Origin of the sequence: Alkalihalobacterium elongatum, assembly GCF_019024285.1 — a bacterium.
Classification (GTDB): Bacteria; Bacillota; Bacilli; order Bacillales; family Bacillaceae_F; genus Alkalihalobacterium; species Alkalihalobacterium elongatum.
The window spans coordinates 28,218-52,946 of the sequence record NZ_WMKZ01000031.1 but is presented as its reverse complement, the minus strand read 5'-3'; the positions used below and the strand labels follow the sequence as shown (position 1 = coordinate 52,946).

Genomic DNA, 24,729 nt, shown 5'->3' with positions numbered 1-24,729 from the left:
AGATATCATGTATCTCTTTATTTCGCTTGGCTTTTTGTTCAGTTTTCAAAGAACTTTTTATGTCGTTGTTAGCGACAAGAATTATATCTTACCACGCTAGGAACTTTTGATCAACATCTAATTTTTGGTAAAAAGTTAAATGTTATCTTTCAGTTCAACTTTCATAGCGACAAAATATATCATAACAAATAAATTTATACTATGCAATACTTTTATAAAGATATGTTTCGAAATATGATCGCTCATCGGCGGTAGACAATAATATATCAAGAATTATACTAATAATCAATAGGATTCCCTCAACCAATACCTCCCAACTTTTCATTTCTTCCTTTATAATGTTTATTTTTAAATAAGATTGCTGTTAGCAATTCTCCGAATACTATTTGAATGTATTGTTCTAGACATTTACTCTATGGTCACACCCGACCAGCAGAAAAAGGTTAACGAATTACTCTTAATATTAGAGATGGGTGCATTTTTTTGTAATAAAAGATCAACTACAAAGCAAACTATATATACTAAACGAACATTTATCTGGTTAAGTCCCTTCCTAAATTGTTTTTGTTAAATAGGAAATTACGTTTTACATAAAGACAATAGTTCGGTATTATTTTTAATGTTGTCATGATAACGTCATGATAGTGAACATAGAAAGGATGTAAAATTTAATGTCAAAACAACAAATCGGTGTTTTAGGTGTTGGAGTTATGGGAAAAAGCCTTGCTTTAAACTTTGAAAGTAAAGGGCACTCTGTTTCCATTTATGACATCTCATCAGAAACTGTAAAGAATATTACTACTGAACATAGTGAGAAGAATATTGTAGGTACATATAGTATAGAAGAATTTGTTCAATCACTTGAAGTCCCACGCAAAATATTATTAATGGTTCAAGCCGGTGCCGTTACCGATAAAGCAATTGAGTCATTATTACCTTATCTTTCGGAAAAAGATATTTTAATCGATGGTGGAAATACTTATTTCGTTGATACGATGAGACGAAATCAATACCTTGCTGAAAAAGGTATTCACTTTATCGGGGCAGGAGTTTCTGGTGGTGAAGAAGGCGCATTAAAAGGACCTGCCATCATGCCTGGCGGACAAAAAGAAGCCTATGATTTAGTCCAATCTATGTTGGAAGGCATTGCAGCTAAAGTAGACGGTGACCCTTGTTGCACTTATATTGGCCCAGATGGTGCAGGACATTACGTTAAGATGGTTCACAACGGAATTGAGTACGGTGACATGCAATTAATTTGTGAAGCATACTTTTTGATGAAGGAAGGGCTGAACTTAAGTAACCATGAATTGCATGAAATCTTTGCAGAATGGAATAAAGGTGAACTAGATAGTTACTTAATTGAAATTACGGCAGACATCTTCACGAAAAAGGATCCTGAAACTGGTGAAGCAATCGTTGATTTAATACTCGATACTGCAGGCCAAAAAGGAACTGGAAAATGGACGAGTCAAAGTTCTTTAGATCTTGGAGTACCTCTACCAATTATTACAGAGTCTGTATTCGCTCGTTTCCTATCTGCAATGAAAGAAGAACGAGTGAAAGCAAGTAGTATTTTGTCAGGTCCAAGTCAACCAAAATTCACAGGAAATAAAGAAGAGATTATTGAGTCAATTCGCCAAGCTTTATACTTCAGTAAAATTTGTTCATACGCTCAAGGTTTCGCTCAATTAAAAGCAGCTTCAGAGGAATATAATTGGGATCTTCAGTATGGTAAGATTGCAATGGTCTTTAGAAATGGTTGCATTATACGTGCTGGCTTCTTACAAAACATAATGGAAGCGTACGATCGAGATCCGAAGTTAGATAACCTACTTCTAGATCCTTACTTTAAAGATATTTCTAATCAATATCAAGGTGCTCTACGAGATATTATTTCACTCGCTGTGCAAAGTGGAATACCAGTACCAGCTTTATCTGGAGCTCTTTCTTACTTCGATAGTTACCGAAGTGAAAGACTGCCAGCTAACCTTTTACAAGCTCAACGAGACTATTTCGGTGCTCATACGTATCAACGCATAGATAAAGAGGGTACTTTCCACACAAATTGGCTAGAAAAATAAATACTAGAAACAGCCTATCATCGCAATTGATGATAGGCCTTCTTTTTCTCTTCTCAATTGTTGAGAGCATGGGATGTAATAACGCTACCATCTTATCTTATTCTGAACAAAAACAATAAAGAAAACCAGCACAAGAGGATGAAAGAGTTATCCGCAGTCTTTTTGAATAGAGTTACCTAAAAAAGAAGCATTAGGGCTGATTATGAACCTTAATACTTCTTTGTCATCATTTTTTATTTATTAAACTGTAACACCATCAAGTAATAACACTCGAGCTGGGGATGCGTCAGTCCCGATCAATTTTAAAGGCGCTGCAACCATTAAATATTCCTTGGCTTCAACGTCTTTTAATTGTAATCCTTCGATAATTATTATATCCTGTCCAAACAATGTTTTATGTGTTGGGTGTCCCTCTTGACTACGCTCGATTCCTAAAGTATCAATTCCAACTCCACGAATTCCTTTTTCTGCTAAGAGTTTCGCTCCATCTTCAGCTAAGAAAATAAACTCAAAGTTAAATTCTTCATCAAAAGAATTTTTCGTTTTCAATAAAATAAAATCGTTTGCTACAATATCTAGACCTTCTAGATCTCTAGCAGTAATACGGTCTTCAACATGTGTTAAATCAAACACTTTACAAGGGCCAACTAATTTTTCCAATTCAATCGTCTCAAATGTTTTGCCGTCAACAACCATATGCAACGGAGAATCTACATGAGTTCCTGAATGGACATCTAAATCTAGACGCGACTCCGTTACATAACCATTTGTTTCAGTACGTAACTTCGGTTGTTTTTCTGGCTTATTTTTATATACTGGCATACCTTCATAAATGGGTACACTAATATCAATCACTTTCATTTTACAAAACCTCTTTCTATTTATTTATATCGTTAATGGACCACCAATGGTTACCGTCTTTTTCTAGCAATTCATCAGCAGCTTTTGGTCCCATAGAGCCTGATTTATAAGTATGAATATCAATATCTCGGCTTTCCCACGCTTTGGAAATCATATCGATATAAGTCCATGATAAGTCCACTTCATCCCAGTGAGCAAAATTGGTGGCATCCCCTAAAATACAATCGTAAATTAAACGCTCGTAGGCTTCTGGGGTATTACCTGCATCCACACAATCATTACAATAATCGAGCTGTACAGGGACACTACCACCTGAAGTACCCATTTTCTTGCCATTTAAAACTAGTGAAATACCCTCATCTGGCTGGATATGAATAATTAATAAGTTAGGATGAACTTTCTCTTCCTTATTAAGATAAAGATTCATTGGTAGATCTTTGAACTGAATGACTACTTCTGTTGATTTCACTCGCATTCTTTTACCAGTACGAATATAGAAAGGTACCCCAGCCCATCTATGACTATCAATGACTAACTTTCCAGCAACATATGTTTCAGTGTATGAATCAGGGTCCACATTACTTTCACTTCTGTAGCCTGCAACTTCAGTACCATCAATTTCACCTGGTCCATATTGAGCTCGGACAAAATAGTCACTTACCTTTTCGTTTGGAATAGGGCGAAGTGCACGAAGTACTTTAATTTTCTCACTACGTATTTCTTCAGGAGTCAATCTTAATGGCGGATCCATTGCAAGTAAGGATACCATTTGTAGCATATGGTTTTGTACCATATCACGAAGGGCACCTGACTTTTCATAATACCCACCACGGTCTTCTACCCCTAATGTTTCACTTGATGTAATTTGAATATTTTCTATGTATCGATTACTCCACAAGTGTTCAAATATAGCATTACCAAAACGAATTACCTCAATGTTTTGAACCATCTCTTTCCCTAGATAATGATCAATTCGGTAGATTTCATCTTCAGAAAAAGCTTCACGAATTTCACGGTTTAATTGTTGCGCAGACGGTAAGTCATGACCAAATGGTTTTTCAATAATTAATCTTGTCCAACCGTTCGTATCCGTTAACCCCTCTGACTTCAGGTTAGATGCAATTGTTCCAAAAAACTCGGGTGCCATCGCCATATAGAAAATTCGGTTGCCTGGAATATGGTGTTTTATATCTAACTCATTTAACAGATCATTTAATTCATGGTATGAATTTTTTTCTTGAACATCAAATGGCAGGTAATAGAAATGCTCACAAAATTTTTCGATAAGCTCTTCATTCTCATTTTCCCCTAGTGAATGTTTTACTGTATCACGAAGAGTTTCGTTTGACCAAGACCTTCTCCCTAACCCAACGACAGCAAACTCTTCAGATAATTTTCTTCCTTTAAATAAGTTAAAAATTGATGGATAAAGCTTTCTTTTAGCCAAATCACCAGTTGCTCCAAATATAACTAATGTAGATTTCGGTTTTGTGTTCATCAATATGCCTCTCTTATCTTTCACTTTTTTATTTATTAGACTTATGTTATGTTATTGTGTTGATTTTGACTGATAAAAAGGTTTTAAGAAATTTCGTAGAAAATCTCATCTCAAAAAGTCCCCTAATATTTAATATTAACCTTCACTTTAACACAGCCATTATTAAGAGATTTATCATTCCTAATTTTCCACTCTTGTTACTAGTTTGACTGAAAACAACATATTGTTTCATCTTTCAATTAATTTCCCCTACTAAGATGAAATTATCATGTCATATCTACAGAATAAGTCTTAAATTAAGACACAACATTTCAATTTTAGTCGAGCGGATTGTTAAAATCAATCAATTTGTCCGCTTTTTTCTTATATTAAATTAATTTTATAACCTCTGCATATCACAGATGATGTAAACATTGTTTATTTTAAAAAACAACGTTGACACAATCTACAACTAAACCTAAAATTAGAATTATTAGACTATTTAGAAAGGTTTGATAAAAATGGATACAACAACCAAAAAAACAACCTATTCCTTTGATCGTTTTCTTGAGGCACGGAACAAACTCAATCATTTACAAAACCCCTTCCTACACAATGTTCTTGATTATTTCACTAATGGTTCTAGAATTTATGAAACAGAAGAAATGAAAGCGTTCTCTAACAAAGTATCAAATCATTGGAGAAAAATGACTGAGGAAAATGCTCGGGTTGAGAACCAACCAAGGCTGCTACACTTTGATGCACATAACCATCGTATAGACGAAATTGTCCGTCCTCATCAATTAGAATTAATGGAGAAGGAAGTTTTTGCTCATGGATTGTTTTCAGCAAGTACGAGCGAAAGTGATCGAACACTAAAGCGATATCTTCTTCACCATAACGGCGAAGCTGGTCTTATGTGTCCTCTCGCTTGTACGGATGGTTTAGTCGCTTTACTTGAAACGTATGAAGATGAGCTTCACCCTGAATTAAAGAATATTTTATTACATTCAAAAGAAGGAATAGAGGGTGACTTTGCGGTTGGCGCTCAATTTATGTCAGAAATTCAAGGCGGATCAAATATTCCCGCTAACCAATTAGAAGCAGTACCTGAAAAAGATTATTACCGACTATACGGCAATAAATTTTTCTGCTCTGCAACTCATGCAGACTATTCTGTAGTAACTGCTCGTGTACAAGGTACCGATCATGTTGCCTGCTTTGTTGTACCTACTTATGAAAATGAATTGAAAGATAGGAGAAATGGCCATGTGGTCAATCGATTAAAACGAAAATTAGGAACATGTGAATTACCTTCTGGAGAAATCAATTATGAAGGGGCGAAAGCTTATCGTGTTGGGCCTATTGAACGGGGTGTGGCAATTGCAGTTAGTATTGTACTAACACGTTCACGCCTAGATATTGGATTTGGCTCAGCTGCATTTATAATGCGTGCAGCTAGAGAAGCAGTTCTTTATGCAAATTTCCGTGACGTTTTCGGACGTAAAATTAATGAATTTCCACTCGCAAAAGCTCAACTTCAAGAGTTAGAAGATGCGGCTAAGCGGGCAACTGTGTCCGCCTTTCATATTCATAATGAATATCTCAAGTATGAAAATTTGACTAAATCAAATCTAACATCTCAAGATAAACTTAATCAATTTGTCATCCGTGAATTAATTTTACTCCAAAAAGTCTTTGTCACAAAGGAAACTATTGACCATCTTCGAACAGCTATTTCTATCTTTGGGGGGCATGGAGCTATAGAAGATTTTTCTGCAATTCCCCGTTTATTTAGAGATGCGATGGTCAACGAATTATGGGAAGGTCCACGAAATGTCCTACTTGCACAAATCTATCGTGATTTGAAAAAAGCGATGAGCTGGTGTACACCTCATCTTTTCATAGGAGCTGTTTTACCTAACCGCTCAACAGAAACAATTAACGGCCTTGCTAATGAACTCAAATTACTGTTAGAAGCAGATTTATATGCATATCCAAATGAAAGTAACATTAGAGTAGCCAAAAAATGGACGCAATTTCTAGAAGAGTTTTACTTGATGTTCCAAGAGGATATTTTAGTTAACATCAATGACGACGATATTTTGCCGAAGGAACTACTCAATTCTGTATATTAAAAAACTTCACTCCACTGAAGGTGCCAGGCACCTTTAGTGGAGTGAAGTCTATGTTTAGAATTGTTTGCCGATTATTTTAGCTAGTTGTATCATATGTTCTCTCACTTGTTTTTCCGTTCTTCCTGGGTATTGACGGTACGTAATTAACACGCCATTTAAAGCAGCGAAAAAGGCATGAGAGTGAAGTCGAATGTCTGACTCTGTTTTCTTGTCCTTAAAAACTTCATCAAACATCCCTAGTAACCGTCGGATATTTTCATTAAAATTGTGTAGTGATTTCTCATTGATGTTCGTATCTAGCATGAAATATGTCATCATTCTAAAAAACAAGTCATTATCTAATAAATAACTGACAAATTCCACCCCTACCTCCTCGGCATTCATTTGCCCGTTTTCATCCATCATTCTTTCAAAGCCTTTGATTATGTCCTCACTTTTTTTTACGAAGGCTTCCACGAATAGAGCATCCCGGTCTTGAAAGTGTCGGTAAATTAACGCTGGTGAAATTTCCGCCTGCTTGGCTATATCTCTAACACTTACATCAGATATAGGTCGCTTACTAAATAGTGAGATTGCTGCATCAATAATTAGTTGTCTTCGTGCTTCTTTTTCTTGTGCTTTTAATGAATGTAAAGTCTTTTTTTCTTCCACAGCTTCCCCTACTCTCATCATGCTTTGCTTTTCATTATAAAACGAAACACGTTTTTCTTCATTAAATACCGTAATTTTTTTGACATATCACATTTGATAAAAATGAGCATCTTTAGAACCTAAAATCAATTAGATAAATAAAACTAAAAGCAACACAAAAGCGACACTATTTCCTAATTCTATTAAACCTAAAGTAATTGGTTTCAGATTTTTCTTAGGCATAATCCAAGTTTTTAATGAACTGGCTGCTAACGCTAACGCAACAAACGGCAAACCTAGTAAAACTGGTACAATAATTAACCCTCCATGATAAAAATTTGATAGCTTATGAAAACGTTTGTTACCACGTTCGCGAATAAAGGTTTTAACATGAAATACACTACCAATAAAGAAAAATACATTTATCAACATGAGGAAAAATGCTTGCGTTGGAATTTCACCATTACCGATATAAAAAGCAACTAATACTAAAAACGAAAAACCGATAATAGCAATAACATCATTAATAAACAATCGTTCTTTTTTCTGTTTTGCAAACCACAAATTTATGAGAAAACAAGGACTAATCATTAAAAACAATAGTAATAAAAAAGGATATTCAAGCAACACAGGGATTATAAATATGCATCCTATTAAAAAATATAGTAAAAGTGCTGGAACAACAGAATTCCCTAATTTAGGTTTCCTAATATAAGAAAGAATAGGTCCTGTTGCAAAGTAAAAACTTAATATTCCGATGAAGAAAATGAAATGAGTCCAATTTGTATTGCTAAATAACGATCCTAATAGGTATGGAATAATTAACATCGCCCATGCACCATGCTCACGTGGAATAAATAATTTCATGGTCATCTCGCCTTTCAATTGTTATACAAAAGGTTCCAAACCCTTCATTACACTTAGTGTAATAGATCACAATGAAAGACGAAGTGATATCCATCACACCTATTCATCGTGTGATTTTTCGCACTGTCAACCTATTTATATTTTGTTAAAGTGAAGCTATAACGTGGGTTAGAAAGGATGTTTTCATGTTAAACGTTACGATTTATTACAAAGAGCTTAATCCAATGAACGTTACCATTAATGGATATGTATTGCGTCACTCCACTGACCAATTGCAAATAAAATTTAATCACATACACGCCTTAAATATCGTGCATCATCCAAAGGAAGGTTGCTGGATTCTTTCTTTTCCTCCTGAATTAAATTTAGTCGAATTTGAAAAAATTCATGAATTAATTGAGCAGCTCCTCCTTCACTGTAGAGAGCCAAAGCTTGATGATCAAAGGGCTTTTATCGGGTATTTACCAGATGGTGGAAAAGCCTTTATTTATAATCAATTCATACAATGGCGAGAGTTTATATTAAAAGCGAAGCATCGTTCGATGGAAGGGCAAAAAGTAGAGATTTTCAATGGCGATGAAAAATTAGCAGACGGGATTTTAGTTGACTACGTATTAGATGATGAAAAAGCATTTCAAATTAAAAGTATTACCTTGTTGACTCGTTTTGGAGAAAAAGTGTTTACGCATAATAATATGTCCATCGCTGCAACTGGCGAGTTTTTCTAAGTAAAGACTTAAAGTAGGTCCCTAACAAAAAAGAGGTTGACTTAATTTGCGCAAGCAAACCCCATAACGAGGGGTGCAAAAGCATAAGTCAGCCTCACTTTTAAATTGTACATATTTCTACTGGACAATCGCCACAGTGCAAATAATCCTTTAAGAATTGGATGTTTTTTATGACGATATAGCCATCGTCTAACTCGATTACCTCTTCTTTTTTTAAGTCATTTAGCATACGATTTACACTTTCTCTTGATGTACCAATAAAATTAGCCAAATCTTGATTCGTTAAGTTCACGTTTATTTTTACGCCCTCTTCATGTTCAATCCCATAAGAGTTAGAAAAGCGAATTAATGTTGAGTAAATAGCCCCTGTTTTACCACAAAGTAAAAGATCTCGGAATTTAGCTTGTGTCGATTGGGTGTGTCTTGTGAACCACTTCATGAACGCCATGGCAATTTCACCATTTTGGCAAAATAAGTTTTCTAATTGTTCACGTTCAAAGCGTACTAATTTAGCTTTTCCAACAACTTTAGCAGTTACACTAATTGCCATTTCGTTGAATAAACCAACTTCGCCAACTAGTTCATCTTTTTGTTTTAAATGAACAGAAAACTCTTTTCCATCAATCGTCATCTTACTTAAGCTAACTTGCCCCGAACGAACTAAGTATACGAATTCTGGATAATCGCCTTCAACAAATAATACAGTACCTTCATCGGCTGTGATGTCCGTACCTACATCTAAAAGAATTCGTTGGTTTTCATGGGACAATTCACTAAAAAACCTTTTCATTTCTACCGTTCGCTTCTCCACTATTACTTCACTCCAATTTTACTTTTCTAGTTGCATTTATGTGTAAACTTTACAAAAGATTTTTAATAAGTAATTTACTATATGAAATGTCTCGCTATTAATAAACTTCGCATTCGATGGTTAACCAACATTTCGCATCGATTAGTTTTTCCGTTGTAAATACTATTAATACCGTACTTATGCAAAATTAATTACTTCTAAATGATACGTTAGCTGTTATGTATTATCAATCGGTGAATACCCTGAATTGCTTAGGTGTATTTTTCCCTACTTCGGCCTTTTGTTAATAATCTGCACTGCGATCAACTGCCTAAATCCTTGGTGAAATTGACACAATACAGAAAGTAAGTCTTTTTAGAAAAGGTGAAAAAAGCCAACAAAGCTGCTAAAATTGTCCTCAAAAGACCACTTTAGTTGGCACATGTTGGCTATTTTCTACTAATTGGTGTATTCTAATTTCCGCCACTTTAAGTACGTTAAAAATGCAATAACCGATGAAACGACTCCAACAATTGTATAAGTATAAATTTTCTCATACTCGACACCCAGATACGCTTCAATCGTCCATTGTAGCATTACGACATTCACAGCAATAGTTATTAATATAATGGCCCAGCATATTTTTTTACCCATGGCGAATTTTCCTTCCCACTGCATACACGACCCCATTATTTAATTCAATTTCGATTAGCGGTAACTCTCGTTGCGGCGGGCCAGCCATCGGTTGTCCGCTGTGTAAGTCAAAATATCCTTTATGACACGGACAAACTAATTCTTCTTTTTCTGGTTCATAAAAAACTGGACACATTAAGTGTGGACAAGCACTGTTATACGCTAACCACTCACCAGCTTTCGTATGAATAAGAATGGCAGGATCATTATCTGTTGGGTAGTTAAATGTAATGGAACTTCCTTTTGGTATATCCACCATTTTGGCTATTTCCGTTCTTGCAAAATCATCTTCAGCAAAACCGAGCATCGCACGTACTGAAAATGGTACTGTTGCAAGTCCTAAAGCGACTGATGCTCCTACTGCCGTCTTTAAGAAAGCACGACGATTAAATTTTAAATCGTCATCACGATCAATATTATCAACAAGATTAACCATATCATCTTGACTGTTTTTTTGATTTCGACCGAGTTTCTTTTTATCCGTCATCTCTGTCCCTCCTCTGGTCTTAGAAAATTTTTAATCCGAATACACCCCGAAAAACTCAGGTACGTATTGCCATTTATCTTGTTCTGAAGGTTTTTTTCCTTCGATTAAGTTCATCTGTGTACGACGTCTGCGTAAAGCTTGCATTTCGTCAAAATCGATAAAACGGATCGCGTCACTAGGACAAACTGAGGCACACATAGGGGAAATCCCGTATTGTGTTCTGTCATAACACATATCACATTTGTACATTTTATTTTCTTCAAAATCGAATTTCGGTATTCCGAACGGACAACCAAACGTACAGTTTCGACAGCCAATACATTTTTCTTCCATAGCAGACAAGACTACGCCTTCTTCTGTTATCTGAATTGCATTCGCCGGACATACTCGTGCACATGCTGGGTCTTTACATTGCATACATAACATAGGAAACGTTTGTCTACTTTCCATAAAGTCAACATATTCAACGTAGTTTCTTTCTTTTGCATCGTGCCCGCCACATTCACGGCATGCCGCTTGACATGAGCGGCAGCCGATACACCTTTCAAATTCTAAATACATAACTTTTTTCATTATAAAACACTCCTTATCCCATTTAGGCCTTTTTCATTTTTACCGAACATACTTTAAATTCAGGCATTCTCGAAACTGGATCTAATGCTGGATTTGTTAAGACATTAACCGCAAGTTCTTTGCCCCAATGGTAAGGAACAAACACTGTATCTTCACGAATTGCTTTCGTCAAGCGAACTTCTAATTCCATTTCTGAACGTCTTGTCATTAATTTCACTTTGCCCCCATTTACAAGGCCATATTGACTTGCAAGTGCTGGGTGCATCTCTGCATAAGGTACCGGGCATTGCTGCATTAAAAATTCAGTTCGTCTCGTTTGACTTCCTGATAAGAAGTGGAAAACCACACGTCCTGTTGTTAAATACAACGGATATTCCTCATCAGGGACTTCTCCTGAGTCTCGGTAGTTAACAATTGGAAGAATTGCTTTTCCATCAGGCGTTCCGAATTTCTGTTTAAACATCGTTGGTGTTCCCGGGTGGTCTTCTGAAGGACATGGCCAAAATACACCGTCTTCTTGGTCAATTCTCTCGTACGTAATCCCGTAATAATCAGCTTTTCCACCTTTTGAAGCTAAGCGGAACTCATCAAAGATCTCACGTGGATTGTTGTAGTTGAATAAATGTCCTTTATCCATTCGCTCTGCGACCGCCTTCATAATTTGCCAATCTGTTTTTGATTCTCCAATCGGGTCTTTTACTTTACGAATACGAATGACTCGACCTTCAAGATTAGTCGTTGTCCCTTCGTCTTCTGCCCAAGATGTTACTGGAAGAATAACATCAGCAAATTCAGCAGTTTCTGACATAAAGAAGTCACTTACAACTAAAAAATCTAATTTATTAAATCCATTCCATATATGTTGAAGGTTAGGTGCTGATACCGCTGGATTACTACACATTACATGCATTCCGCGAATGCGACCTTCCTCAATTTCATCAAACATTTCGTAGGCAGATACTCCTTCTTTCGGCATATCAGCAGGGTCAATACCCCATACACTCGAGACATATTTAACTGCTTCTGGATCAGAAATTTTGCGGTAACCTGGAAGTGCATCTGCTTTTTGACCGTGTTCACGTCCACCTTGACCGTTAGCTTGACCAGTAAATGTTGCAACACCTGATGCGAATTTACCAATTTGACCTCTTAGAAGCGCCATTGACGTGTAAAGTCTAACATTGTCTACACCTTTGGATTGCTGTTCAATACCTCGTGCAAACATGACAACTGATCGAGGAGAACGGCCAAAGATGTGAGCTGCTTTCACAATTTTTTCTACAGCGATACCCGTAATTTTTGATGTAAATTCAGGTGTAAAACCTTCTACTGCTTGTTTTAATTCTTCATAGTTATTACAGCGTTCGTTGACATACGCCTCATCTACATAGCCTTCTTTAATGAGTAGGTGAAGCATTCCACTTGCTAATGTGTCATCTGTTCCAGGTCTAAGATCAAGATGTACATCGGCAATTCGAGCAGTTGGAGTTTCACGAGGATCAGCAACGATCATTTTCGCTCCTTTGTCTCTCGCTTTCCATAACCATTGAATACTTGTTGGATGACATTCAGCCGTATTTGAACCAGCCATAAAGAAACAATCCGTATGCTCTAACTCAGGCCAAGGTAATGTTGATCCTCTATCTGTTCCTAATGTTTGCATAAATCCACCCGCAGCTGAACTCATACAGAAGCGACCGTTGTAATCAACATAACGTGTACCTAGTACAGCTCGAGCATATTTCCCAACAAGGTAACATTTTTCATTTGTCATCGATACACCACCGAATACACTCAGTGCATCTTTACCGTGTTCTTTTTGCAGCTTTTTAAAGTTTTTCTCAATCAGATCAAGCGCATCTTCCCAAGTTGCTTCAACAAATTGTCCGTTCTTTTTGATAAGTGGTTTTGTAATTCGCTCGTCGTGATCGATCGTTTGATAAGCGGTTACCCCTTTAGGACAAAGCTTTCCAAGTGTTACTGGCCAGTCGTAACGAGGTTCAACTCCTACGACTTTATTTGTTTTCTCATCTAAACGAATGTGCATTCCACACTGCATTCCGCAGTAGCAACAGTGTGTTGAAATTAACTTTTCTCCTTCATGTTGTAAGTTTTGTACGCCTTCTTTTACAAGATAGTCAGTCATTTTATTTCTCCCCTTCTCTTGTTTCATCATAAAAGTCTTCAGAACGTTTGCGGCCAAACCCTGGAATGTGAATGCCGTTATTCGTTTGGATAGGTCCAAAAGGATTACCTGCTGCATTTTCTAAGTTTAATTGGCTCATTACACGCATTCTTCTTCGACACGATGGACAGTAGTCCGCTAAATAGGAACCGTCTTTTAGTTGTAAGTCAAATGCTTGCGCTCCTAAAATATCTTTAACATCATCAATTTGATCGTCACTGCTATATGTTGTTCCACATTTTTTACATGGTCTTGTATCGACCTTCAATTGCTCTTGGTAGTTCATCGGAACCGCCACAGCTAATGGACGAATTGGTAAGTGGAACAGCTTTCCGAACGGGAAATATACTAAGAAAATAACAACCGTAAATTGGTGAAAAAGCGCTAAATAAGAATGAATAAAGCCATCTAAAAATTTATAAGAAACCGTTAAAAATAAACCAGATACTGTTATCGCTAGAAGCATATATAAAGGAAATAAGTCAAATTCGAATCGTTGTGTAACTTGAACACCCTTGTCTCTTTGGCGTCGGATCATCATCATGACTACTCCACCTAATACCATTAAAGCGGTAATGTTTAGGCCGTTAAAAACTAATTCTGCGAATAATCCGTCTGCCGCCATCTTGATCATTGGGAACCCCATCACTACAAGTTGGTACGTCGTGGCATCAACGAGTTTAAAGTGCATCCAGCCAAACGTCAGTCCAAATGTAATCGCAAAAGAACCGATACAGCCCCAAGCTACAAGCCAATGTTGAATGCCCCGATATATGCCGCGCTTGAAAATAAATTTTTGGAATAAAATATTATCGACTAATGTCTGCATCACAGATTTAAAATTACGTTTTTGTCTTTTTCTAGTTTTTAAGTTTTGGATCGTTCTTTTTAATACATGGTGAGTGGCTGGTCGCATTGACCAAGCACATATTCTAACCGTCATCCCAATCGCAAAGACAAACGATGATATTAGATAACCAAACAACATCATGTCCACATGGCTGAACTGCTTTGTACCTACCCACATCGAGATAATTAATAGTAAAACTACAATAAAAGCATACATACTTGTTTTTGAATAAAAGGACTTTTCAAACTGAGTCATCCTTGTCACTCCTCTACGTTAAATCACAATTTGTTTTGTTAAACTTATTGTAGATGCAGCTCGATTTTAGGACTGTGAGTTTTTTCACACGAGGTAAGAAAATATAGTAAAAAAATAATGGAAGCTCATATTAAAGCATAGTAAAAGGTTGAAATGGCGCCGTTTTTACAGGAGACAGGATTTTATTTAGAGGATATGTGAACTTTATGACACATTTTAAATAAGATGCTTACTGCAAGTAGGAGTTAAAGGGTAACTAAATAAGGAGCATGTTATAAAACAGATTATAATCAAAAGTTAAATCTAGGTATCAGTTTAATTATGAAGTTACCTGGATTAAACGTTGTCACGATCCAGGAAAAAAACAATTAATAGTTCATATACCTCTAGAAAAAACTTCATAATAAAAAGCCTCAATCAATTGATTGAAGCTCCATTACTTAATGCAAGTTATGCTAATGCAACGGGCATATAATTACAGCTAGGATCGCTTTCTAAATAATCTCCATGTACGGCAAAAGCCCGTGCTCGTGAGCCGCCGCAAATCTCTTTATACTCACAAACACCACATTTACCTTTTAATAAGGACTTATTACGTAATGCCTGCATTACAGGAGAACTTTGGTAGATATCTAACAACGAATGCTCCCGAACATTACCGCATTTAACAGGCAAAAAGCCACTAGGATAAACATCGCCAATGTGACTAATAAACACAAAACCGTCACCATCATTAACGCCTTTAGGGGCTCTCCCAAGTACATCAACGTGTTTTTGTGGATTTTTAAAAGAAGACTGGTTATATAAGGTGTTTATTTTTCGATCGACACTCTGTTTATTTTGTAAAAACACCCTTCTGTAATGTGGTGCTTCTGTTGCTTTTACATGATACGGCATTTTTTGCTGCACCTTAACGAGCCATTTCATGACTTCCTCATGCTGCTTTGGTGAGAGCATATCTTTCTGTTGCGCTCTCCCTGTTGGTATTAGGAAAAATAAACTCCAAAGAACAGCCCCCATTTCTTTTACACACTCACTAATCCGTTCTAAATCATCGAAATTATAATTTGAAACCGTTGTATTAATTTGAATAGGAATATTTAATTCTTTTAAATAAGAAATACCTTTCATCGTTCGATCAAAAGATCCATTCGTTCCACGGAAGTAATCATGAATTTCCGCATTGGACCCATCTAAACTAAATGCCCACCTCGATAAGCCGACTGTCTTAGCTTGTTCTACAGCCGCCCTTGTAACTTTCGGTGTAGCACTCGGTGTCATCGAAACGGCAAGTTTTTTTTCATCGATTGCATATTTCGCCAAATCAAAGAGATCTGGTCGCATAAGCGGATCTCCACCTGTGAACACAAACAGTGGATTATCCATCTCTGCTATTTGATCAATTAATTTCTTTCCTTCTTCAAAAGACAACTGTCTTGGATCTTCTTTGTATTGGGCTTCAGCACGACAGTGTAAACATTTTAAAGCACATGCTCTCGTAACCTCCCATATGACGATGAAAGGATATTCGTTATAATTTCGGTTGATTTTGTTTATATTCATAGCCATTATTGCCACTCTCCTCATAGAGAAATATCAATGCATACATACATCTACCTTTACTATAGAAGAATAAGTAAAGCCTGACTGTGAACTCTATCACAATTCTTTTGTATTAGTTATTTTCCTGTAGGCTTTAAGCTGGGACACTTCTTAATTTTCGTTTGTACCTCTATAGGGCCCTCTTCGTTACCACAGTCACCTAGTTTTTTTCTCCAGTGGCGATATAAAAAAATCATTACCTCCTATACTATCTTAGTTTAAAGTGATTAATTTTCTCTTGTAATGTTTCTGACATTAACGTTAATTCACTAGAAGCTGCTCTCACTTCTTGCATTGCCGCTGTCTGTTGTTCAGTAGAGTCTGCAACAAAGTCCGTATGTTCTGCGTGTCGTTCAGCAATACCCACGATCATTTCGGTTAATTCAACTATTCTTTGGATTTCAACATTCATTTGCTCTAGTCTATTACTAATTTGATAAACTTCACTGGTTATCTCATTAATCGTTTCTGAAATATCGTGGAAAGACTCCCCTGCTTGGTTCATCACTTCAATTCCCTTTGTGACTGTTTGATCACCAGTAGATGATGTTTTCACTGCTTCTGTTGTTTCTTCCTGGATTTGCACAATTAATTCACGAATCTCTTTTGTAGCAGAAGAAGACTGTTCCGCTAATTTACGAACTTCCTCAGCAACAACTGCAAATCCTTTCCCGTGTTCACCTGCACGAGCAGCCTCAATTGCTGCATTCAATGCAAGTAAATTCGTTTGGTCGGCTATGGCTGTTATCATGGAGATAATTTCGTTAATCTGTTCTGACTTTTGATCAAGTCCGCTCATCGTTTGTTTCATTGATACCGAACTTTGTTTAATCATCTCCATTTGCTCAATTGCCCGATTAATAACCTCATCCCCCGTATCTGCCTTAACATTTGCTAGCTTTGAAACTTTAGTAGTTTTTTCCATTTGTAGAAGTATTCTTTCCATATTATTTGAAATATCAGTAACAACTTCATTAATATGATTAGATTTTTTTACTTGCTGCTGAGAGTCATCCTGAATATTTCTAATTCTTTCCGAATTTAGTTCAGTAGCAGTTGTCACATGCTTAGCTTGCTCGGATAATTGCTCTGATGTTGCTGCAACTTGATATGAACTTTCGGAAACGTTACCAACCATTTCCTGAAGTTGATCGACCATACGATTAAAATCGCTTGCTAATTCTCCGATTTCATCTTTTCGATCAATTCTAATCCGTGGTGCTGTTAGATCTCCTTGAGCAATTTTTTTCGCATATATAATAAAGTTGGAAATAGGTTTCATCGTTCTTCTAACAAACCAAATTGTAACGACTGTCGTAATTAATAATGGAATAATGCCAAATAAAATTCCGCCCTTTACCATATCCCAAGTTCTCTCGTGAACAATACTTGCATCAAAATCAATCGCACTAATAGCAATCATTTCCTTACTCGGGTCATGGTCTTTAAAAATCGGTGCATATCCTGTAAGTCTTTTCATTCCACCGAATTCATAAATGTCTGAATAATGCGGGTGCCCCATTGACTGCATCATTTGTAATGCTTTTTCATCTAGATAGAACATATCACCTGCTTGAAAGCCTTGTGCTTGCAAGTTCACATCAGCAGCTAGTACCTTCCCCTCAAGCGAAAGTATGTATTGTGTCTCGAAAATGTCTTTATGATCGACGGTCCAACTAATAAGTTGTCCAATTTCCTCGGCTTTCGATAAGTTTCCTTGGGCAAGCTGTTCAATGTCATTTGGGTTTAGAAGTCCAGTTGTAATATTGGCACATCCGTACAATTCAATAGCAGCAGCCTCTTTCACTTTTTCATAAATAATTCGGTAATTCGATACTGAGATAATCACCATCGAAATAAAAATTGTCGTAAAAATGATTAACCCTAACTTAACGATTACACTATCCTTTTTCTTCATATCTTCACCTTCTTCATCTTTTGTTTATTAATAGATTGTACCCATTTTAATAGTCTACCGTTGTGAGAAAAGTCACATCCTAAATAAAAGAATAATACTAAAATAGGGGTATACCTTTTTGTATATTAATAAATTAGGAGTGAAAAACATGATCTCTGAAAATGTAATTGCGGTAACTAGTGGAAAAGGTGGCGTTGGAAAATCAACAGTATCTGTCAACCTTGCCCTTGCTCTATCTCGATTAAATAAAAATGTTGCAATCATAGATTTAGATATTTATGGCTTTAGTGTTCCGAAAATGTTAAATATCACAGATCGTCCAAAAACCATAAATAATAAAATTATCCCTGTTGGCTCTCATGGGTTAAGTGTCATGTCGACTGGATTTATGGTTCGTGGTAATCAGCCAATTGTTTGGCGTGGTCCGATGCTAGGACGAATGATTGAGCATTTTTTCAAGGATGTGATTTGGGGTAAGCTTGATTATGTGATTTTAGACATGCCACCAGGAACAGGGGATGTTGCGCTTGATCTGCATCACATGGTTCCTGAATGTAAAGAAATTATCGTTACAACACCTCACGCAACAGCAACCCATGTAGCTGAACGTGCAGGAACGATGGCTCAAAATACAAACCATGAAATTTTAGGAGTTATTGAAAATATGGCTTACTTCTCCCCTCCTAACCAAGATGAAAAGTACTATCTTTTCGGAAAAGGCGGTGGTGAAGCACTAGCGCAAACATTGGATACTAAAATTCTAGCTTCATTACCTATGGCCGTACCTAACGAGGCTGGTGAAGTTCCAACAATCTATGATGAAACAACAAATTTATTTAACCACTTTAATAACCTTGCACTTCAACTAGATAGTCTTCTTACGAAAAAGGCAGCAATAAACTAAATATCAATAAAACTAATAAGAAAAGCCGTTCCCCTTAAGTGATACGGCTTTTCTTAGTTGTCCATATTGCCGATTTCAGCTGATCCTAAAATTAACACCAGACAAAACAGGTCCCCAAAAAAAAGAAGTTGACTTCATAATAAACGAAGTCAACTCAAGTAAATATCTACTATGAGGAATAACGTAAAGTTCCCATAGAAGATTTACTAAAGTATGGGTACTTTACTGATTGTCAGTACAATAAATAATACGTTAACCACCAATAGCCGACATGGCTCGAGTGGTTGGGGCTCCTTGCTCATACATCACTTGCCCCATTTCATGGTTTTTCGGTTTTAAAAATAATGCTCGCTTATAAGCTTCTATTAATAAAGAAGGATCATTAGCTATAGGTTTTATAGGAACTTCAGCTTCCCAGAATAAACATGATTTCAAATGACCGTCGGCAGTAAGTCGAAGTCGATTGCAACTCGCACAAAACTCATTAGATATTGGATGAATTAATCCAAAGCTTCCTTTTGCACCTTTAAAGGAAAAGATCCTTGCTGGACCTGCTAGTTGTTGTTTCTCATGCTCCGTATACTGGCCCATTTTTCTAGCGATAACCTCCACAATCGATAAAGATTGATACTGTTTCGCCCATTCCGACTGTTGATTACCTATAGGCATATATTCAATAAAACGAATTTGAATATTTTCATTTTGTGTCCATCTTAAAAATGTTTCGACTTCATCCACATTGTAATCTTTTATTAAGACAACATTTATTTTGATGGGTTTAAGATTATAATCAATTGCTGCTTGTATTCCTTCTAGTACATCTTTCAAATGTCCATTTCTTGTAATTTTTCTATACTTCTTTTCATTCAATGTATCGAGACTAATATTAATTCGGTTTAAGCCTGCTTCCTTTAACGCCTTTGCATACTTAGCTAAAAAAATCCCATTAGTCGTTAAAGCTATATCTTCAATTCCACGTATTTCATTTAATCTTCCTATTAACTGTGGTAGGCCCTTGCGAACCAGCGGCTCTCCACCTGTTATACGAACCTTTTTAATTCCGAGTTGTGCGCCCGCACTGACGATATTAACTATTTCATCATCTGTTAGTAGATTCTGAAAACTTGTACAATCGTGACTGCCGTTAGGTACACAATAATGACAAAGGAGATTACATCGATCTGTAACCGAAATTCTTAAATAATCATGTTTCCGATCAAATCGATCGACTAAATTCATATCATCACTTCCTTTAACCTAACTTTATCAAACGGTAGTGTTTTATGCTGTGAAAAATATCACTAAAGAGAAGTCCTCGAAAACTGAAACAAAATTGAAAATATTAATGCAATTAAAGGATAAATGGTTTATAATAGTAAACAACTTTTATACTTAAACGCTTTTATGCATTAAAGTAGTAGATGTTACTATACTAATAGTAAACTAGGGGGCAGCTAAAATGAAAAAGAAATCTTTGGTATTGATCCTGTCTTCAGTTGTTTGTCTCGTTGGACTAACAGCTTGTGGAGGATCAAACAGTACAACAAATGAAACTAGCGACAGTGAAAACATCAATAACACACAAGAACCTATTACATTCAAGGTAGGCCATATCGCTCCACCAGGTGAAGCTTATGCTCTAGGTTTTGAAGCTTATGCAGAAGCGGTAGAGGAAGCAACAAATGGACAAATCCAATTTGAGATTTTCGGCAACGGATCATTAGGAGGAGAAAGAGAATTATTAGAAGGTGTCCAACTAGGCACTTTAGATATGAGTGTAATAACGACGGGTGTAGTAAGTAACTTTGTTCCAGAAGTAACAGCGCTTGAATTTCCGTTTTTATTTAGAGATTTAGATCATGCCTATAAAACATTAGATGGTGAAGTTGGTCAAGAAATACTAGGTAAAATGTCAGAGTCTGGATTAAAAGGAATTGCTTTTTGGGAGAATGGTCAGCGCCATTTAGCTAATAATGTACATCCTATTAAAACTCCAGAAGATTTAAAAGGCTTAAAAATGAGAACGATAGAAAGTGAACTTTTACTTGATACCTACAGTGCACTAGGAACTAATGCAACTCCAATGGCGTTTCCAGAGGTGTATGGAGGTCTTCAACAAGGTGTAATTGATGGTTCTGATTTTTCCTACGGAGTTATTTGGAGTACGAATGTATACGAACAAACAAAATACCTTTCTGAAGCAGGTCTATACTATGCTTCGGCAACACTGTTAATGAATGAGGATTTATATAATACACTACCTGCTGACGTTCAAGAAGTCATTACAACCCTCGGTAAAGAGTATGCGCAGATTCAACGTAACATCTCTCAAGAGTTGGAAGCAGAACAAAAACAAGGTTTAATTGATAACGGCGTGGAGATTATTGAAAGTAAAGACCTAGACCTAGATGCTTTCCGTCAACTTGTTGAGCCTGTATATGAAAAGCATTCTGATAAATATGGAGAATATATCGAAAGAATTCAGAAAATAGAATAGCACATATGTAAAACGGCTGACTTAGAATGTCAGCCGTTTATTACTTAATTTTTAAAATTTGTTTTGCTCTTTCTACTGTTTCTTCGTCTGGTGGATTTACGTGAGAAAGTGGGTATTCTAAACCTAGTTCCTTCCATTTATATACACCCATTTGATGATATGGAAGGATTTCAACCTTCTCTACATTGGTAAGGGTTTTAATAAAAGATGCTAGTCTTTCTAGATCTTGATTTGAATCGGTTATACCAGGAACTAGTACATGTCTAATCCAAACAGGCTGTTGCTTTTCAGCTAACAACTGCGCGAACTGTAAAATGTGCGTGTTGGGTACTGTAGTTAACAGCTTATGCTTTTCATTATTTATTTGTTTCAAGTCTAGTAAAAACAAATCTGTATATTGGAGGAGTTCATCTAACGACTTAAGGAAAGACTGGCTCCTTGAAAAGCAACCTGCAGATGTATCAATTGTCGTATGGAGACCTAATTCTTTACATCTTTTAAATAAGGCAATCAAAAAGTCGATTTGTAAAAGTGGTTCTCCTCCACTTACAGTAACTCCCCCGTTGGATCGTTTTAAATACGGGATATACGTCTCAATGTCACGAATAAGATCCTCCACGTCAACAGGTTCACCCTTCTTTTGTTCCCATGTATCAGGATTATGACAAAATTGACATCTTAATAAGCAGCCTTGCATGAAAATGACATAACGAATACCTGGGCCGTCTACCATACCTGATGTCTCTACTGAATGCACGTAACCTTTCATAATTAGAAGCCCCTTTTAAATAGATTCATGATGATATTATTTATTAATGGTACAGGCACCTTTAGCGAACTAAAGGTGCCTGATACCTACCTTTTTTATATGACACCTATCATTTTTTACCGTACTTTTTTGACATTTATTTATACTGGTGTTACTAAATGCTTTCCTCCAATGGAGTCATGGAATGTACGATTGATTACATCTAATTGTTGTTCTCTAGATAATTTAATAAAGTTCACTGCATAACCTGATACACGGATTGTTAATTGTGGGTACAATTCAGGGTGATCCATTGCATCTAATAATGTATCACGATCAAAGACGTTAATGTTTAAGTGATGCCCGTTTTTCTCAGAATAACCGTCTAAGATAGCCACTAAATTTGTCATACGATCTTCTGTCTCTTTACCTAACGCCTTAGGAACGATGGAGAATGTGTTTGAAATTCCATCTAGAGAATGTTGGTAAGGTAATTTAGCTACCGAATTTAATGAAGCGAGCGCTCCTTTTTTATCTCTACCGTGAAGAGGATTTGCCCCTGGTGCAAACGGCTCGCCATCTTTTCTTCCGTCTGGTGTAGTTCCTGTTTTCTTCCCATAAACGACATTAGAAGTAATTGTTAAGATGGACATTGTCGTTGTAGATTGACGATACGTATCATGCATTTTCAACTTTTTCATAAAGCGTTTGACGATATCTTGAGCAATTTCATCGACACGATCATCATTGTTTCCGTATTGAGGGTATTCCCCTTCAACGATATAATCAACGACTATTCCGTTTTCATCACGGACTGTTTTTACTTTTGCGTGCTTAATCGCACTTAATGAGTCAGCAACTACAGATAGACCTGCAATTCCTGTCGCCATCGTACGTAAAATTTCATTGTCGTGAAGAGCCATTTCAATCCGTTCGTAATTATATTTGTCATGCATATAATGAATGATATTTAATGTATTAATATAAAGCTCAGCTAACCACTCCATGACATGATCAAACTTGGCCATTACTTCTTCATAGTCTAGGTAATCACTCGTAATTCTTTCAAACATCGGTGTAACTTGAATTTTTGCTTTTTCATCAATTCCACCGTTAATCGCATATAAAAGCGTTTTAGCTAAGTTTGCTCTTGCACCAAAGAATTGCATTTGCTTCCCAATTCGCATCGCGGATACACAACAAGCAATTCCATAATCGTCACCAAATTCTACACGCATTAGATCATCATTTTCGTATTGAAGTGAACTTGTTTGGATCGACATATTTGCACAATAGCGTTTGAAGTTTTCTGGCAAGTTCGTTGACCAAAGCACAGTTAGATTGGGTTCTGGTGCTGGACCTAGGTTTGTTAGCGTGTGAATGAAACGGAACGACGTTTTTGTTACTAAAGGTCTGCCATCTATTCCAACCCCGCCGATTGATTCAGTTACCCATGTCGGATCGCCACTAAAGAGTTCGTTATAATCCGGTGTTCTCGCAAATTTGACGAGACGTAATTTCATGACAAAATGATCGACTAATTCTTGTGCTTCTTCTTCTGTTAAACGGCCTTCTTTTAGATCATTTTCAATATAAATATCTAGAAACGTTGAGACTCGTCCTAAGCTCATTGCCGCACCGTTTTGTTCTTTAATTGCAGCTAAGTAGCCAAAGTACAACCATTGGAAGGCATCTTTTGCCGTAGTTGCTGGCTCAGAAATATTAAAATCATAAGAAGCAGCAAGTGTTTTCAATTCTTGGAGCGACTTAATCTGTTCAGCAATCTCTTCTCTTAAACGGATTACTTCTTCGGACATTCTTTTGCCCATTTCTTGAAGTGATTGTTTCTTCTCATTAATTAAGAAATCGACACCATATAAAGCAACTCGTCTGTAATCACCAATAATCCTTCCGCGCCCATAAGCATCGGGCAATCCTGTAATGATCCCGACTTTTCTCGCCAGTTTCATTTCATCTGTATATGCATCAAATACACCTTGGTTATGCGTTTTTCGATGGTCTGTAAAAAAGCGATCTACTTCTTCATCCATCTTGTAACCGTATGCTTCACAAGCTGTTGCTGCCATGCGAATACCACCATACGGCTGTAATGAACGTTTGAACGGTTGATCCGTTTGGAAACCGACAATTGTTTCCTTCTCTTTATCTAGGTATGCTGGGCCATGTGATGTAATAGTAGAAACGATTTCAGTATCTAAATTATATACGCCACCGTTTTCACGTTCTCTTTTAGTAAGCTCCATCACTTGTTCCCATAATTTTTTAGTGTTTTCGGTTGCTCCTACAAGAAAAGCGTCATCACCATCGTAAAGTGTATAGTTCTTTTGAATGAAATCCCTAACATCAATTTCTTGATTCCAATTACCTTTTCTAAAACTGTTTGGATGACTCATCTTTTTCAACTCCTTGAAAATTAACAAT

At 36.5% G+C, this 24,729-nt stretch carries 20 protein-coding genes; 5 read left to right on the top strand and 15 right to left on the bottom strand.

Annotated features, from left to right (window positions below; translation table 11 throughout):
- The first annotated feature begins 671 nt into the window (after positions 1–671).
- On the top strand, positions 672–2,084 hold the full coding sequence (gene gndA / locus GKP30_RS20460; protein WP_216831325.1) for an NADP-dependent phosphogluconate dehydrogenase: 1,413 nt from the start codon (positions 672–674) through the stop codon (positions 2,082–2,084).
- 240 nt (positions 2,085–2,324) lie between these two features.
- On the opposite strand, the gene GKP30_RS20455 is transcribed toward gndA, so the two are convergent.
- Positions 2,325–2,945: a cyclase family protein gene (locus GKP30_RS20455; protein WP_216831324.1), complete on the bottom strand. Its 621-nt coding sequence runs from the start codon at positions 2,943–2,945 to the stop codon at positions 2,325–2,327.
- A gap of 16 nt (positions 2,946–2,961) precedes the next feature.
- Positions 2,962–4,449 (bottom strand): glucose-6-phosphate dehydrogenase, encoded by a 1,488-nt coding sequence (gene zwf / locus GKP30_RS20450; protein WP_328703191.1) that lies wholly within the window; start codon positions 4,447–4,449, stop codon positions 2,962–2,964.
- Between the two features lie 494 nt (positions 4,450–4,943).
- Here zwf and GKP30_RS20445 point away from each other — a divergent pair, with 494 nt between their 5' ends.
- Positions 4,944–6,560 carry an acyl-CoA dehydrogenase family protein gene (locus tag GKP30_RS20445; protein WP_216831322.1) on the top strand — a complete coding sequence of 539 codons (1,617 nt, stop codon included), beginning with the start codon at positions 4,944–4,946 and terminating at the stop codon, positions 6,558–6,560.
- Positions 6,561–6,614: 54 nt separating this feature from the next.
- Here the strand turns inward: GKP30_RS20445 and GKP30_RS20440 are convergent, their stop codons facing one another.
- Both GKP30_RS20440 and GKP30_RS20435 read right to left on the bottom strand, forming a co-directional pair.
- Positions 6,615–7,211 (bottom strand): TetR/AcrR family transcriptional regulator, encoded by a 597-nt coding sequence (locus GKP30_RS20440; RefSeq protein ID WP_216831321.1) that lies wholly within the window; start codon positions 7,209–7,211, stop codon positions 6,615–6,617.
- A gap of 129 nt (positions 7,212–7,340) precedes the next feature.
- Complete coding sequence (locus tag GKP30_RS20435) at positions 7,341–8,057, bottom strand: YwiC-like family protein (protein WP_216831320.1); 717 nt, start codon at positions 8,055–8,057, stop codon at positions 7,341–7,343.
- 185 nt (positions 8,058–8,242) lie between these two features.
- Here GKP30_RS20435 and GKP30_RS20430 point away from each other — a divergent pair, with 185 nt between their 5' ends.
- The gene (locus tag GKP30_RS20430; RefSeq protein WP_216831319.1) at positions 8,243–8,785 is read left to right on the top strand and encodes a hypothetical protein; all 543 of its coding nucleotides are present in this window, start codon (positions 8,243–8,245) and stop codon (positions 8,783–8,785) included.
- Positions 8,786–8,885: 100 nt separating this feature from the next.
- On the opposite strand, the gene GKP30_RS20425 is transcribed toward GKP30_RS20430, so the two are convergent.
- From GKP30_RS20425 to GKP30_RS20390, 8 genes are all read right to left on the bottom strand, one after another.
- Positions 8,886–9,596: a Crp/Fnr family transcriptional regulator gene (locus tag GKP30_RS20425; protein WP_216831318.1), complete on the bottom strand. Its 711-nt coding sequence runs from the start codon at positions 9,594–9,596 to the stop codon at positions 8,886–8,888.
- 438 nt (positions 9,597–10,034) lie between these two features.
- Positions 10,035–10,229: a hypothetical protein gene (locus GKP30_RS20420; protein WP_216831317.1), complete on the bottom strand. Its 195-nt coding sequence runs from the start codon at positions 10,227–10,229 to the stop codon at positions 10,035–10,037.
- Positions 10,222–10,755, bottom strand: a complete 534-nt coding sequence (locus tag GKP30_RS20415) for a QcrA and Rieske domain-containing protein (RefSeq protein WP_216831316.1) — start codon at positions 10,753–10,755, stop codon at positions 10,222–10,224. The genes GKP30_RS20420 and GKP30_RS20415 overlap by 8 nt, the downstream gene beginning before the upstream one ends.
- A gap of 30 nt (positions 10,756–10,785) precedes the next feature.
- Positions 10,786–11,328 (bottom strand): 4Fe-4S dicluster domain-containing protein, encoded by a 543-nt coding sequence (locus tag GKP30_RS20410; RefSeq protein WP_216831315.1) that lies wholly within the window; start codon positions 11,326–11,328, stop codon positions 10,786–10,788.
- Between the two features lie 22 nt (positions 11,329–11,350).
- Positions 11,351–13,474 carry a molybdopterin oxidoreductase family protein gene (locus GKP30_RS20405; RefSeq protein WP_216831314.1) on the bottom strand — a complete coding sequence of 708 codons (2,124 nt, stop codon included), beginning with the start codon at positions 13,472–13,474 and terminating at the stop codon, positions 11,351–11,353.
- Between the two features lies 1 nt (position 13,475).
- Positions 13,476–14,618 carry an MFS transporter gene (locus tag GKP30_RS20400; protein ID WP_216831313.1) on the bottom strand — a complete coding sequence of 381 codons (1,143 nt, stop codon included), beginning with the start codon at positions 14,616–14,618 and terminating at the stop codon, positions 13,476–13,478.
- A 450-nt stretch (positions 14,619–15,068) separates the two neighbouring features.
- A complete protein-coding gene (locus GKP30_RS20395; RefSeq protein ID WP_407928650.1) occupies positions 15,069–16,181 on the bottom strand; it encodes a TIGR04053 family radical SAM/SPASM domain-containing protein in 1,113 nt (370 codons plus the stop codon).
- A gap of 247 nt (positions 16,182–16,428) precedes the next feature.
- On the bottom strand, positions 16,429–18,138 hold the full coding sequence (locus GKP30_RS20390) for a methyl-accepting chemotaxis protein (RefSeq protein WP_216831311.1): 1,710 nt from the start codon (positions 18,136–18,138) through the stop codon (positions 16,429–16,431).
- A gap of 148 nt (positions 18,139–18,286) precedes the next feature.
- Here GKP30_RS20390 and GKP30_RS20385 point away from each other — a divergent pair, with 148 nt between their 5' ends.
- A complete protein-coding gene (locus tag GKP30_RS20385; RefSeq protein ID WP_216831310.1) occupies positions 18,287–19,042 on the top strand; it encodes an Mrp/NBP35 family ATP-binding protein in 756 nt (251 codons plus the stop codon).
- A gap of 252 nt (positions 19,043–19,294) precedes the next feature.
- Here GKP30_RS20385 and moaA read toward each other — a convergent pair whose 3' ends face one another.
- Positions 19,295–20,281, bottom strand: coding sequence for a GTP 3',8-cyclase MoaA (gene moaA, locus GKP30_RS20380; protein ID WP_216831309.1), 987 nt, complete (start codon positions 20,279–20,281; stop codon positions 19,295–19,297).
- A gap of 220 nt (positions 20,282–20,501) precedes the next feature.
- Between moaA and dctP the strand changes: the two genes are divergently transcribed.
- A complete protein-coding gene (gene dctP / locus GKP30_RS20375) occupies positions 20,502–21,539 on the top strand; it encodes a TRAP transporter substrate-binding protein DctP (RefSeq protein WP_216831308.1) in 1,038 nt (345 codons plus the stop codon).
- A gap of 40 nt (positions 21,540–21,579) precedes the next feature.
- Here dctP and pflA read toward each other — a convergent pair whose 3' ends face one another.
- On the bottom strand, positions 21,580–22,311 hold the full coding sequence (pflA, locus tag GKP30_RS20370) for a pyruvate formate-lyase-activating protein (RefSeq protein WP_216831327.1): 732 nt from the start codon (positions 22,309–22,311) through the stop codon (positions 21,580–21,582).
- A gap of 137 nt (positions 22,312–22,448) precedes the next feature.
- A complete protein-coding gene (pflB, locus tag GKP30_RS20365) occupies positions 22,449–24,701 on the bottom strand; it encodes a formate C-acetyltransferase (RefSeq protein ID WP_216831307.1) in 2,253 nt (750 codons plus the stop codon).
- Positions 24,702–24,729 lie beyond the last annotated feature (28 nt).

What these genes read in the sequence shown, in the direction of transcription:
- moaA (WP_216831309.1), bottom strand. Translation starts at nt 20,281, where the DNA reads ATGAATTTAGTCGATCGATTTGATCGGAAACATGATTATTTAAGAATT.
- GKP30_RS20435 (WP_216831320.1), bottom strand. Translation starts at nt 8,057, where the DNA reads ATGAAATTATTTATTCCACGTGAGCATGGTGCATGGGCGATGTTAATT.
- GKP30_RS20395 (WP_407928650.1), bottom strand. Translation starts at nt 16,181, where the DNA reads ATGAATATAAACAAAATCAACCGAAATTATAACGAATATCCTTTCATC.
- GKP30_RS20415 (WP_216831316.1), bottom strand. Translation starts at nt 10,755, where the DNA reads ATGACGGATAAAAAGAAACTCGGTCGAAATCAAAAAAACAGTCAAGAT.
- GKP30_RS20385 (WP_216831310.1), top strand. Translation starts at nt 18,287, where the DNA reads ATGATCTCTGAAAATGTAATTGCGGTAACTAGTGGAAAAGGTGGCGTT.
- gndA (WP_216831325.1), top strand. Translation starts at nt 672, where the DNA reads ATGTCAAAACAACAAATCGGTGTTTTAGGTGTTGGAGTTATGGGAAAA.
- GKP30_RS20445 (WP_216831322.1), top strand. Translation starts at nt 4,944, where the DNA reads ATGGATACAACAACCAAAAAAACAACCTATTCCTTTGATCGTTTTCTT.
- GKP30_RS20420 (WP_216831317.1), bottom strand. Translation starts at nt 10,229, where the DNA reads ATGGGTAAAAAAATATGCTGGGCCATTATATTAATAACTATTGCTGTG.
- pflB (WP_216831307.1), bottom strand. Translation starts at nt 24,701, where the DNA reads ATGAGTCATCCAAACAGTTTTAGAAAAGGTAATTGGAATCAAGAAATT.
- GKP30_RS20455 (WP_216831324.1), bottom strand. Translation starts at nt 2,945, where the DNA reads ATGAAAGTGATTGATATTAGTGTACCCATTTATGAAGGTATGCCAGTA.
- GKP30_RS20390 (WP_216831311.1), bottom strand. Translation starts at nt 18,138, where the DNA reads ATGAAGAAAAAGGATAGTGTAATCGTTAAGTTAGGGTTAATCATTTTT.
- GKP30_RS20430 (WP_216831319.1), top strand. Translation starts at nt 8,243, where the DNA reads ATGTTAAACGTTACGATTTATTACAAAGAGCTTAATCCAATGAACGTT.
- GKP30_RS20405 (WP_216831314.1), bottom strand. Translation starts at nt 13,474, where the DNA reads ATGACTGACTATCTTGTAAAAGAAGGCGTACAAAACTTACAACATGAA.
- GKP30_RS20410 (WP_216831315.1), bottom strand. Translation starts at nt 11,328, where the DNA reads ATGAAAAAAGTTATGTATTTAGAATTTGAAAGGTGTATCGGCTGCCGC.
- GKP30_RS20400 (WP_216831313.1), bottom strand. Translation starts at nt 14,618, where the DNA reads ATGACTCAGTTTGAAAAGTCCTTTTATTCAAAAACAAGTATGTATGCT.
- dctP (WP_216831308.1), top strand. Translation starts at nt 20,502, where the DNA reads ATGAAAAAGAAATCTTTGGTATTGATCCTGTCTTCAGTTGTTTGTCTC.